The 13072-nt window shown below is 47.2% G+C and carries 10 protein-coding genes and 1 tRNA gene; all 11 read right to left on the bottom strand.

The window, feature by feature from the left end; all coding sequences use genetic code 11:
* Positions 1–203: 203 nt before the first annotated feature.
* Positions 204–2396 (bottom strand): elongation factor EF-2, encoded by a 2193-nt coding sequence (locus EO98_RS10110; protein WP_048142557.1) that lies wholly within the window; start codon positions 2394–2396, stop codon positions 204–206.
* A gap of 72 nt (positions 2397–2468) precedes the next feature.
* Positions 2469–3038: a 30S ribosomal protein S7 gene (locus EO98_RS10105; RefSeq protein ID WP_048136450.1), complete on the bottom strand. Its 570-nt coding sequence runs from the start codon at positions 3036–3038 to the stop codon at positions 2469–2471.
* Positions 3035–3463, bottom strand: a complete 429-nt coding sequence (locus tag EO98_RS10100; RefSeq protein WP_048136451.1) for a 30S ribosomal protein S12 — start codon at positions 3461–3463, stop codon at positions 3035–3037. The genes EO98_RS10105 and EO98_RS10100 overlap by 4 nt, the downstream gene beginning before the upstream one ends.
* 107 nt (positions 3464–3570) lie before the next feature.
* Positions 3571–3996: a NusA-like transcription termination signal-binding factor gene (locus tag EO98_RS10095; RefSeq protein ID WP_048142559.1), complete on the bottom strand. Its 426-nt coding sequence runs from the start codon at positions 3994–3996 to the stop codon at positions 3571–3573.
* 20 nt (positions 3997–4016) lie between these two features.
* Positions 4017–4313, bottom strand: coding sequence for a 50S ribosomal protein L30e (locus EO98_RS10090; RefSeq protein ID WP_082098562.1), 297 nt, complete (start codon positions 4311–4313; stop codon positions 4017–4019).
* Positions 4314–4568: 255 nt separating this feature from the next.
* A complete protein-coding gene (rpoA2, locus tag EO98_RS10085; protein ID WP_048142561.1) occupies positions 4569–5768 on the bottom strand; it encodes a DNA-directed RNA polymerase subunit A'' in 1200 nt (399 codons plus the stop codon).
* Positions 5768–8410 carry a DNA-directed RNA polymerase subunit A' gene (locus EO98_RS10080; RefSeq protein ID WP_048142562.1) on the bottom strand — a complete coding sequence of 881 codons (2643 nt, stop codon included), beginning with the start codon at positions 8408–8410 and terminating at the stop codon, positions 5768–5770. Before EO98_RS10080 ends, rpoA2 begins: the two co-directional genes overlap by 1 nt.
* A gap of 14 nt (positions 8411–8424) precedes the next feature.
* Entirely contained in the window at positions 8425–10239 is a 1815-nt protein-coding gene (rpoB, locus tag EO98_RS10075; protein ID WP_048142564.1) for a DNA-directed RNA polymerase subunit B, read from the bottom strand.
* A 14-nt stretch (positions 10240–10253) separates the two neighbouring features.
* A complete protein-coding gene (locus EO98_RS10070) occupies positions 10254–11849 on the bottom strand; it encodes a DNA-directed RNA polymerase subunit B'' (RefSeq protein ID WP_048132366.1) in 1596 nt (531 codons plus the stop codon).
* A gap of 213 nt (positions 11850–12062) precedes the next feature.
* Positions 12063–12299, bottom strand: coding sequence for a DNA-directed RNA polymerase subunit H (locus EO98_RS10065; RefSeq protein ID WP_048132370.1), 237 nt, complete (start codon positions 12297–12299; stop codon positions 12063–12065).
* 86 nt (positions 12300–12385) lie between these two features.
* Positions 12386–12462 (bottom strand) — tRNA-Lys (locus EO98_RS10060).
* Between the last annotated feature and the right edge of the window lie 610 nt (positions 12463–13072).

The raw sequence follows: 13072 nt of genomic DNA, 5'->3' as shown, positions 1-13072 counted from the left end.
CTGGTACTGTAGGTGAACATCCAGCGGCCTGGACTATTTTTCCCCAATATAGGTATACCTTGACTTAAAGCTTTCCGATTGGCCTTATCCTCGAACCGATAGGGATTCTTTTCCCTTCCAGGTCAGTCGAGATCTTTTTTCTTCGTTCCAAAGGAAATAGGTATTACTTTTAAAATATTAAGGATAAGCGGAATAAATTCCGCTTACATTGAAAGGTAGTCAGCAGCTTTGGGAAGGTCTTTCTTGAGGCCTTTCCTCTCTCTGATCTGACCTACTACTTCAGTCTGGATGCTGGTTGGCACGATATCAAAGCCTCCGAATTCAGTACTCCACATAGCACGTCCTTCGGTTGCTGACCTGATCTCTCCTGCAAATCCAAACATCTCGGCCACAGGCACTCTGGCTTCGATAATTGCCAGGTCTCCTTCTGTGGACATGTTAAGGATAATTCCACGGCGGCCCTGAATTTCCTTTGTTGCACCGCCCATTGTGAGCTGGGGCACCTGGATAAAGACCTTCTGATAAGGTTCGAGAAGGCTGTCTTCTGCCATAAGCATCCCTGCCTGGATGGCCTGCCTTGATGCGGGGATGACCTGGGCCGGACCTCTGTGAATTGCGTCTTCGTGAAGTTTTGCATCTACAAGCACGCACTTCACGTTTGCCACGGGTTCTCTTGTGAGAGGACCTGCTTTCATGACTTCTTCAAACCCGTCAAGCACCAGTTCCATTGTCTCGTTCAGATACTGGATACCCTTGGTTATGTCTATGAAGATGTTGGAATTGAGGATGCCCACAATGCCTTTTGCTTCTTCTTTACTCATGCCGAGTTCCATGAGTTTCTGCCTGCGCTCAAGCTCGGGCATGTTCATGCTGATGTCACCGGACTTGATCAGATCGACAATTGCAGTGTCAAGGGGTTCCACATAAATATAGAACCTGTTGTGCCTGTTAGGGGACTTTCCTTCCACAGGTTCGATCTTTCTTCTGATGGTTTCCCTGTAGACCACAATAGGCTTACTTGTGGTAATTTCCACATTCTTGTCCCTTTCGATCCTGTGGGCAATGACTTCCAGGTGAAGTTCTCCCATCCCGGCCATCAGGTGTTCCCCGGTTTCCTCGTCCAGGGTGATCTGGAGAGTCGGGTCTTCCTTTGCGACCTGCCTGAGGACTTCGACCAGTTTGGGAAGGTCCTTGGTGTGCTTGGCTTCTACAGCCACAGTCACCACAGGTTCGCTTACGTGCCTGATGCTTTCGAAAGGTGTCATACCTTCAAGGGTTGTAACAGTGGACCCCACGATTGCATCTTTTAAGCCCGTAACTGCAGCAATGTTTCCTGCAGGGATTTTCTCCACTTCGAGCCTTTCGGGGCCCATGAAGATGCCTACCTGCTGGACTCTGCTCTTTTTTGCAGTCCCGGAGGTATAAACTTCCATTCCACGAGCAAAAGATCCGCTGAACAGCCTTCCGGTTGCGACTTCTCCTGCATGAGGGTCTATGGAAATGTCCGTTACCATGAAAGCAAGGTGACCGGCTGCATCTGCAGCAGCCATGGATTTGCCAACTTCAGAGTTAGCATCCCCGTGCCAGATAGCAGGTACCCTTCCCTTCTGGGCTTCAAGAGGGTTTGGCAGGTACCTGATGACCATATCAAGAACAGTTGAATGAAGAGGACATTTTTCTGCCAGAGCCTTCATGTCTTCGGCCTTACAGTAGTCATAGACTTCCTTGAATGAAATCCCGGTCTTCTGCATCATAGGCACACTGATTGCCCAGTTATAAAGAGCTGAACCGAATGCGACAGTTCCGGCCGCTGCATCTACTTTCCAGCCTGCCTTGAACTTCTCCGGATTCATGTTCTTGATGAGCTTGTTCACGTGGTCAATTACTTTGCCAAGGCGAACCTGCATTTCCTGAGAATCAACCTGCAACTCATTGATTAATCTGTCTACCTTGTTGACGAAAAGCACGGGCCTGACGTGTTCCCTGAGGGCCTGCCTGAGCACGGTTTCGGTCTGGGGCATCGTACCTTCGACTGCGTCCACGACCACAACTGCACCGTCTACGGCTCTCATGGCACGGGTAACGTCTCCACCAAAGTCAACGTGCCCGGGAGTGTCAATCAGATTGATCAGGTAGTCTTCATTGTCGTAAGTGTGAACCATGGAAACGTTCGAGGCATCGATTGTAATACCTCTTGCCTGTTCCTCTTCATCGGAGTCCATGAACAACTGTCTTCCGGCAAGTTCCTTTGAAATCATGCCGGCGCCTGCTAACAGGTTGTCCGATAATGTGGTTTTTCCGTGGTCAATGTGCGCAACGATACCGATATTTCGGATTTTCTTTGGTTCATTCATGAGCGTCGTTACGCGCTCGACCATTTTCTTCCTTCGTCCCATGCTGATACCTTTTAAAAAAATATAATTTAGTTATAAAATGTATTTTTAAATCGGTGCAACCCGCAAAATTGATTAGCGTGCTGCCTTTGCAACTCTTTCCTTTGCATCCTTTCTGTTAATAGAGAAGGATTTCGTATCGCGGTTTGCAGCGCCTATGATTTCGGTTGCCAGGCATTCTGCGACTGTGCGTCTGGATTTGAAAGATGCAGCATTTGTTCCCATGCTGATGTACCTCAGAGCAGTGTCCACACGTCTCTGGGGTGCAGTATCAACTGCTTTTGGAACGGAGATGCCGCCGTACTTCAGCCTGACCACTTCTTCCCTGGGACCGGCATTGGAAATGGCTTCCACGAGAACCTGGATAGGGTTCTGCTGGGTCTTCTTGTTTATAATGTCCAGAGCTTCCTCAACTGCACGGAGGGTTACCTGTTTCTTTCCGCTGTTGATTTCAGTCCTCATCAGGTTGTTTGCCAGACGTTCAACAATGGAAATTTCGGATTTGTTAAACTGCTGCCTGGCATGCTTTCCGCTGCTGTGGGGGACGATTACAGGAGTAAGGCTGACGTAACGCTTAATTCCAAGGTCTCTTACTTCAACTTCTGTTGGGTCCCATTTGCCGAAAATTTTGTACACAAAAATCATCTCCTGGGTTTTTCCAATCTGCCAATAACCAGCTGGTTCAGAGACACGTTGTTTACGGCAATTACCTTAAAACGTACGCCGGGAATATCACCCATAGCACCACCCATACGGCCTCCGATCCTTTCCACGGTAACTTCATCGTGTTCATCAATGAAGTTTACTGCACCGTCTCCAGGACAGAATGCGGTTACCTGACGCCCGTTTTTAATGAGCTGGATCCTTACACATTTTCGGATTGCGGAGTTCGGCTGTTTTGCTTCAACTCCTACCTTCTCTAATACTATACCCCGACCCTGCGGTGCACCACCAAGAGGGTCAGCTTTCACGTTCAGACCAAGAACACGCCTGCAGTAGTAGTTATCTTTCCAGCGGGCATCTTTCCTGGTTTGTTTGAGTATATTAGCTGCATATTTTCCTTTAGCCATTGTAAATTTCTCCTGTTAAAAATTGATCACAGTTTCCTATTGTGGCATTAAATGCCAGAATTGTCCTTCAACGCCGGATTAATGGATCAACATAAATTAATGGGATATTACTGCAGGATCACATCTTCTATAGTGTGGTGACGACGGGCAAGCATCTTCACTTTCTCTATGTTCTTGCCGTTGCGACCGATGGCAAGCCCCTTTTCTTTATTGGGTACCTCTACATAAGCTAATCGCTTGCCATTTTTGGTTGTAAGATTTACTGAACTTACGGATACCGGTCCGAAGGCATTCTTTATAAAAGTTATAGGATCCTCTGAATATTCCACAAGCTCAATAGGTTTGTCCAGGGCTTTTTTAACACGGTTTATATGTTCTCCGTTTTTGCCTATTGCAAGCCCCATATCACCCTGCTTTACAACATAAACGAGCCTTTCCTCTTCCGGAATACAGTCAAGTATTTTGGCTCGGGTCATGTTTTCAAACAATGCAATGTACTGGATGCTTTCTGCAGTAAGTCTTATTTCACCCAAGACGTTGCAACTCCTTTTTCTCAAGCTGTAGCTGCCAGGATATCCGATTCTCCTGCATCGAGGATTGCCATGGCTGCAATCGTGAAGGGCTTTCCGCATACGGGCCCAAGTTCTACACTTGTGCCTGCGTATTCCAGGATCGGAATATTTGTTGCCTGTATTTTCATTTTAACGTCTTCGGGGCAGTTTGATGCCAGGACCACCATTTTTGCAGAGCCGTCTGCTGCTGCATCCATGGTCCGATTGGCTCCAACTATTACTTTTCCTGTTTTCACAGCCTTGATAAGAGATTTATCAACATTGATCTTCATTTTCATCAACTCTGTCTCAAATTAGCTCATCTACTCTATCTCTTTCTAAATAAAGATTCCAAGCGTGGTGAGTATATGGTACTCTAAATACCTGATGCCTTATATCAATTTTCTGGTTATGAGCCTCGCGGACTCAAGTTTCTGCAGCAGGATTTGATGAAGTCTATTAAGGTAATGTATACCTGATCTGAACTTGGTCTTCTATCAGGTTATATATTTAAATAATTATAGGTTAAACCCGGAGTTTTTCCCGTCATAACTTCATTCTTCTTCGGCTTCGATTTCCTCAGCTTCAATTCTTTTCGCCTTTCTGCTTACAAGGTGCACATCTCCGGTGCCCATGCGAATGGGCTGACCGACAATGATATTCTCTGTGACACCCTCTAACTTGTCCACATCTCCCCGCATCCCTGCATCCAGAAGGTGATTGACAGTAACTTCGAAAGCTGCACGGGCAAATACACTGGCTTTTTCACCTGAAATTCCGTGTCTACCGATCTGTTTTACTTCTCCGTCGCAGGTCATGATATCTGCTACGAGCATAATATGCCGGATATCTACGGTAAGACCCTGTTCACGCAGGGTATCGGTGGCTTCCTTGATAATTGCATTTCTTGCAGCTTCGACTCCCAGCACTTCGTAGATTTCATTAATGTTGTTTGTGCTGGTTCTGGTCCTGTCCACTCCTTCAAACTGAAGTACGTCACGCAGAGCTGAGCCTTCTGTATAGAGGGTGTACTCTTCACCCTCCTTTCTGACCACCACTCGCTTGATCCCTTCTATACCTTTGAGAGTTACATTGTGGATGCTTTTTGCAAGCTGGAGCAGCTCTCTGTAAGAAGGCTCTCCCGGAGTGATAACAATCTGGTTATCTATATCAGGAGAGATGTTGACCAGCACGTTCAGCTCTTCGTTGAACTTCTCTTTCACCTGGTCTATTGTAATATTCCTGCCTTCCATTGCTTTTTCGTGCAGGTCTATTATAAGCTTCATCTGGGAAAGATCAGTGGTCACGTCAGCGATATGATCGATTTTTGTCGCTTCAATTTCCCAGGCAAGGGCTCTTGTTTTTTCCCTGTTGTAAGCGTAATCTTCAGGATTCTCTTTGGAAAGGGCGATTGTCATCATTGGAGTGCTCGGAATTTTCCGGGCATCCACGATTTCGATCAAACGGGGCAGACCGAGAGTAACGTTAATCTCGGCCACACCGGCGTAGTGAAAGGTACGCATGGTCATCTGAGTACCTGGCTCCCCTATGGACTGGGCTGCAACCACACCTGCAGCGTCACAGGGTTCGATACATGAGACCTCATATTCTTCCATTGCCTTTTCTATGATCTCTTCCATTTCCTTCTTGCTTACCCCGGCTTTGAGAACATCTTCCCTCAGGGCACTTAATATGTTAGAAGGAAAAGGCAGATCTTTTATCATGCTATCGATTGTAGCTTCGCTAATACTCATCATGCCACCTTCTTGTTTATCACGGAACGGACGATCCTGTGGATGGTCTCGGGTTTGCTGAAGTCGCTTTTTGTTGGGTTAATCCCATCTTCTCCGTACTTGAACTGCACAAGCACACCTCTTGTGTCCCTTACCGTGAGGTCATACTGGACTTCAAGGTCCTGGAGAGCATTGACAAGTCTCCTCTGCAGGTACCCTGACTGTGATGTCCTGACCGCAGTGTCCACAAGACCTTCTCTACCACCGATTGCGTGGAAGAAATACTCCGTCGGATTTAACCCGCTCTTGTAACTTGCCTTGACAAACCCGTGGGCATCCGATCCCAGGTCACCTTCCTGGAAGTGGGTCAGAGTCCTGCCTGAGTACCCTCTGCGAATGCGCTCTCCACGCACTGCCTGCTGGCCAACGCAGGCTGCCATCTGGGTAAGGTTCAGGATTGAACCTCTTGCTCCTGAACGCGCCATGATAACTGCTGAATTTTCAAGCCCCATGTGGCTGTCTGCAATTCCACCGGTCTCGTCTCTGGCTTTTCCGAGCTTCTGCATGATGCTCATTTCAATTGTTTCATCAAGGGTTCTTCCGGGGAGGGGTTCAAGCTCTTTATTCTGATATGATTTGATAAGGTTCTGCACGGCTTCTTCAGCTTTAGCTAGAACCTCATTGATCTGGATCCTGGCTTCTTTCGGAATATCTTCGTCAGCTATCCCGAAACTCAGGCCTGTCCTCATGATCGCCCGGATTGCAAGCTTGGTCATATCATCTATAAACTTGGACCCAGCTTCGGGACCGATTTCCTTGATAATACGGTCCTGAACTTTTCCTTTGAATGCCCCGATGGCTGCTTCGTCTATCGTGCCCACAAGAAGGTCACTGTTCCGAATTACCACATAGGCATCGTTCGGGCATTCTCCTTTCTTACAGGTATCACAGTGTGAACATACCTGAGCCGTGAACTCCATATTAAGGCCTTCAGGCAGGATCTGGCTGAAAATCTGTTTTCCTGTCCAGTAAGGTTTCCCGTCCTCGTCGCGGCCTGCAGGTCCGGGCAGGTTGCGTGCACGGCTCTTCCTCAGAAGGTCGTAAGCCTCGTAACTGGTAATATGGTTTTCAAAACGGGTCAGAAGGAAAAGTCCTGAAATGTGGTCGTGAATCCCACCGATAATAGGACCTCCGAAACGTGGAGAAAGGATGTTTTCCTGAACCTGCATGAGGATCTTTGCCTCGGCCCTTGATTCTTCGGTCTGGAGGGCATGCATGTTCATTTCGTCCCCGTCAAAGTCAGCGTTGTAAGGAGGACAGACTGCAGGGTTCAGCCTGAAGGTTTTGTTAGGCAGAACCTTTACGGAATGGGCCATGATACTCATCTTGTGCAGAGAAGGCTGCCTGTTGAAGAGCACGATGTCGCCGTCTTTTAACTGTCGTTCCACAACCCAGCCGAATTCCAGTTTGTCGGCAAGGTCTTCCTTGTTCATATTGGTTACCTTTATGCGCCTGCCGTCGGACCTGAGCACATAGTTTGCTCCGGGGTGAACATCTTCGCCGTTCCTTACATAGACCTTGAGATGTTCGATGTTCCTCTGGGTCACCACTGCTGGCATTGTCAGAATCCTTGCAATGGGTATGGGGACACCGACTTCATTTATACTAAGGTTCGGGTCAGGAGAGATAACGGTACGGGCAGAGAAGTTAACACGCTTACCTGACAAGCTTCCCCTGAACCTTCCTTCCTTACCTTTTAAACGTTGGGAAAGAGTCTTAAGAGGTCTACCTGATCTATGTCTTGCAGGGGGTATTCCTGAAACCGAGTTGTCAAAGAATGTAGTAGCGTGATATTGAAGAAGCTCCCACAGGTCCTCAATGATAAGCTGTGGAGCTCCTGCTTCCCTGTTTTCCTGGAATCTCTGGTTGATCCTGATAATGTCTACCAGCTTGTGGGTCAGGTCGTCTTCACTGCGCTGCCCGGATTCCAGAGTGATCGAAGGGCGCACCGTAACAGGAGGCACAGGCAGGACTGTAAGGATCATCCACTCTGGCCTTGCATTCTTCGGGTCCATCCCGACAACCCTTATGTCCTCGTCCGGGATGTTTTCAAAGCGGTCCCTAATCTCGGTAGGGGTCAGCTTTTCTCCGTTTTCCAGGTATTCGGTGGGCTTTTCGAATTTGATATCAAGCTGTTCTTCATTACAGTAGGGGCAGGTCTTTACCTTGCTGGCTTCTTTATATGCCTCATTAATGAGGTCATCAGGCATGTGCCCGATTTCTTCAACTGCAACGAGTTGATCCAGAAACTTCTGTTTCTGGGTCGGGTCCAGCAGAATCTTGCTGCATTTTCTGCAAGTTGCCCTGAGGAGTTTTCGGATTACTTTGTTAAAACCAACGTGGACAACAGGGGCAACAAGTTCAATGTGCCCGAAGTGTCCGGGACATTCGCCTGCCCTGCCGGAGCATGTCTTGCAGCGAAGCCCGGGGTCGATAACTCCGAGTTTCGTGTCCATAAGCCCCATGTCAATTGGAAATCCGTCGTCATCGTAAGTGTCGGCCGTAATGATGGGCGTTGAGCTCATCTTACGGATCTCTTTCGGGGACAATAAGCCGAATTTGATAGAAGCGATTCTTTTTGGAATAGGAGGTACGTTTGCCATATGTCCACCTCACCTTATACAGCATCTTCAAGATTGAGCCTGGGAGCAACCCCGAGGGACTTAATCTCATCAAGTAATAGTTTGAACGCGTAGCTCATCTCAACGGGGTATATATCCGTGTCAGCACCGCAGGCTGAACAGAAAGAGACTTTCCGCTGCTTGTCGAACGTTGCAATCATTCCACAGTGCGAGCAGACAAGTTCCACCACTTTGTCAGACTCGTCCAGCAATCTTTCTTTTAAGGACATGGCAGCGCCGTGCCCTACCAGTACGTCACGCTCCATTTCACCGAACCTTAGACCACCTTCTCTTGCTCGGCCTTCGGTCGGCTGGCGGGTAAGCACCTGTACAGGTCCGCGGGACCTTGCATGCATTTTGGAGGTGACCATGTGGTGCAGTTTCTGGTAAAGGATCACACCAACGAAGACATCTGCAGGAACCATCCTGCCGGTTGCTCCATCGTAGAAGATCTCTTTTCCGGTGTGAGCAAAGCCGTGCTTTTTCAGGGCTTCTCTAAGGTCGTCTTCATTTTCTCCTGAGAAGGCTGTTGCATTCACTCTTCTGCCTTCCATGGAACCTACTTTTCCACCAATCATTTCCAGAACGTGACCTACAGTCATACGTGAAGGAATTGCGTGCGGGTTAATCATCAGGTCCGGAGTAAGGCCTGATTCCGTAAACGGCATGTCAGCAATCGGGACTTTTAAGCCAATAACACCTTTTTGCCCGTGCCTGGAAGCGAACTTGTCTCCGATGTCCGGGATCCTTTCGTCCCTTACCTTTACTTTTGCAAGGCGGGTTCCGTTAATGGATTCTGTAAGAATCACCGTGTCTGCAATCCCTGTTTCGTTGGACCGCATGGTGACAGAGCTTTCTCTCCTCTGCTCAACTGCAATCCCGAAGTCGGAAGGCTCTTCCAGGAATCTCGGAGGACTTGTCTTTCCTATAAGCACATCGTTGGGACCTACGGGGGTCTCAGGGTTTACAAGCCCGTCTATGTCAAGATTTGCATACGCATCAGCGCTGCGCGCTCCACGGTATTCTGAGTCCGGAATCTCGAACTTGTCTTCCTGCCCACCAGGATATCTCCTTTCTTCCCCTTCAAAGGTCCTGAGGAAATGGCTTCGTCCAAGTCCTCTCTCGATTGAACCCTTGTTGAAAATCAGAGCATCTTCAATGTTATATCCTTCGTATGACAGGATTGCAACCACGAAGTTCTGGCCTGCAGGCCTGTCATCAAAACCGATTGACAGGGAAGTCCTTGTCCTTGTCATCGCCCTCTGCGGGTAGTGCAGGACGTGAGCACGGGTATCCGGTCTGAGTTTCTGGTTTGCTGTGGATACTCCGATGCACTGCTTGATCATGGCTGCACCCATGGTGTTACGTGGGGAAGCGTTGTGTTCCGGATAGGGGACCATTCCGGTACAGATCCCGAGTATAAGTTCAGGGTCTATTTCCATATGGGTGTGCTTGGAGGTAATGTCAGACTCATAGAGTGCAATGTAAGCATTTTCTTCCTCTTCTGCGTCCAGATACTCCACACAACCTTCTTTTACAAGGTCATCAAAGGTGATTTCTTTGTTCTTCAGTTTCTGTATGTGCTCTTCAGTTACCTTTGAGACTCCCTTTTCTACAACCACGAGAGGTCTTCTTGCCCTGCCCATATCGGAGTTTATAATTACTTCCCTGGTGTTATCATTAAGAGCTATGTTGACCTGCCGGGATATGAGCCCCTGCCGCCTCATCTTTCGGAGCTCTTCTGCGAGTTCAGCAGGGTTGTCATGAGTCCCGACGAGCTCTCCGTTTATGAATACTTTTGCTTTAGTCATCTGACATCAACCCCTCAGTCACCGAACATTGATCCGGAGTCGTCCATATCTGAATAATCGTAGAAGTCTTCATCTTTGTATTTGCTTTCGGGTTCTGGAGGTTCTTCAAACTCTTCAACGATCTCTTCCCCGAATTCATCAAGTAATATTTCTTTTATTCTTGCCGGGATTTCGGGCACCTTTACAACTATTTTTTCGACATTAAGGTCGTAGAGCATTTTCTTTATGCTCTCTATCTCTTCTGTTCCTGTAGAGAGTTCTACCATCTGGGCAAAGTTTTTCACGAGACCACAATTTGGACCTTCAGGAGTCTCGGAAGGGCAGAGACGTCCCCACTGAGTTGCGTGCAGGTCACGAGCCTCGAAGTGAGGCTGAGCACGGGAAAGCGGCGAAATTACGCGGCGCAGGTGGGAAAGGGTAGAGATGTAGTCGTTCCGGTCAAGAAGCTGGGAAACACCGGTCCTTCCTCCAACCCAGTTTCCTGTTGCCAGGGGGTGCTGCAGGCGGTCAGTCAGGACATCTGCCCTTACAATTGTGGCAACATTAAGTTCCCTGTTCCTCATGTTTGCACGTTCGAGCTGATACTTTATGTCTCTTGCCAGCCTGTTGAAGGATACTCTGAAGAGGTCTTCCATCAGGTCACCTGCAAGTTTCAGCCTCTTGTTTGCGTAGTGGTCCTTGTCATCTTCAGTACGCTTGCCAAGTGCAAGCTCAAAACAGGATTCAGCCATTCTTGCCAGGAAATGGGCTTTTGAAGTCCTCTCTTTCATGTCGTTTCCGAGGTGAGGGAACAGATACCTGTCAATAACGTAGTTTGCTCTTTTTATCTGGTATTCCTTGGCTTGCCCTGCAGCAACCCTCGCTCCAATCTTCTCGATTGCTTCTTCCTGGGTTTCTACTTCGGCTTCTTCAAGGTTTTCCAGCATGAATTTAATAATTTCGGGGTCACTTGAAACTGCGTTTACGATATCTTCGTCAGTTACTATCCCGAGAGCCCTCATAAGTGTAATAAAATACACTCTGCCGGATATTGAAGGGAAAGACACTTCAAGCAGGGACTTTCTCCCTCTTTCCACAATTACGAGTGCCCTGTATCCTCTTTTCTGGGAGAATACCTTTGCAACTTCTATAGAGTCACCGTAACGTTCTCCGTACTCAACAAGGATCTTGTTGGGGGCAAGGTCTTCAAGGGTCATGACTACCCTTTCCGTACCTCCGACGATGAAATATCCCCCGGGGTCCAGAGGGTCTTCTCCATAGCGAACTTTCTCGGTGTCACTAAGCCCGAGAAGGTTGCAGATTTTGGATTTGACCATAATAGGAAGTTGCCCGATCTTTGCTTCTATTATTTCGGACTCTATCCCTTCTTTTACGACACTCATCTCCAGGTAGAGGGGGCCTGAGTACGAAAGGTTCCTGAGCCTTCCTTCGTTGGGGTACAGTTTCTCGATTGCCCCGTCTGCCTCCTTTACCACCGGATGCTCTACCCGGATCTTGCCAAGTTTGAGATAGGTGTCTTCAATGTCGGTCTCTATAATTCTCTGTTCGTCTATGATCTTTTGCAGCCCGTAATCTATAAACTTGTTAAATGAGTCTATATGGTGCTGCACTATCTTGTCCCGTGTAAAATAAGCCTGCGACAGTATACTGCTTTCTAACGCGATGATAGCACCCTCTTTGCTTTGTTAAAATGAAAATAAATAAACGATGATCCTAAGATCTTTATGCAATTATTGAATCTTTCCGTACGATGGTGCATGGGATTCAAAAAGATGTTCAGTGAAAAAAATGTGATCATGCAAGCGGTTTTAATTCCCCCCCGCTTACTCAATCACAAGTCTGTAATAATCTGCTTCCCCTGCAGTTTGACTTTTTCTTGTGATTTTCACAACATCTCCGACGGCAGCTCCTATTTCTTTACTAACAGGATCCTGCACTTTAATTTTCGGAAGCTGTTCCTTCTCAATTAAAAATTTGCTTAAAACAGACTTTAATTCGCCCTCTGCAATTATCTCATGTTTTGGGACTGACTCATGGTCAAGCAGGCTGAATTTTGTCAAATCCTTTCCTCCAAAAATAAAGCATCTCAAAAAACTTACTGGATATTTCCTGCGGATGGCCTATCCACCGGTTATAATTAAGAACATGGCGGGCCCGTAGGGATTTGAACCCTAGGCCGACTGGTTAAAAGCCAGTCGCTCTGCCGGACTGAGCTACGGGCCCGCTTTGCTTATCTCTCTACCTCTGTATTTTGCACCACGGAAGGCTAATTTTTTAGCATGCCACCCTATTGCCCCGCTGCATCAGGGAGCACCTCTTACGCCAGTGCAACCCTCTAATTATAGCTATACTATTTATAGTTTACGCTTGGTTTGCTTTTTTCCCCATATTTTTTAAATAAATCCTCAAATTTTTCAAATGTGTATCGAATTTATTCATAAATTTTTCTGCATCTTCCGGAAAGTTATATGTACGAGAATTTTTACTTTTTTAAAAGTAAAGTTAAAATTCTATTTATTTCTCCATATATTCGGGTTAGACGGAAACTTTTGCCCCGATTTTCAATTACTTGCCGCTTTCCCGACAGTTACCTCTCCAAAAATGAAGCATCAATTGCAAAAATGAAGCATCAATTGACATCACTTATTAATCACAATATTAAATCAATCAAATCAATCAATCAAATAAAGCAATCAAATAAATCATTTTAGGATAAATCAGTCATTTAATCGGGTTCATAAACCCTCAGCATGAAACCCCTGAGTCTTTAGCTCAGGGGAGGAATGCGTAAACTTCCCCGTCCTGCTCTGTTGAATTAATGTACTTGTCCTGG

This window comes from Methanosarcina sp. 2.H.T.1A.6, assembly GCF_000979455.1.
In the GTDB taxonomy this organism is placed as follows: domain Archaea; phylum Halobacteriota; class Methanosarcinia; order Methanosarcinales; family Methanosarcinaceae; genus Methanosarcina.
This window is presented reverse-complemented; position numbering and strand designations above follow the sequence as displayed.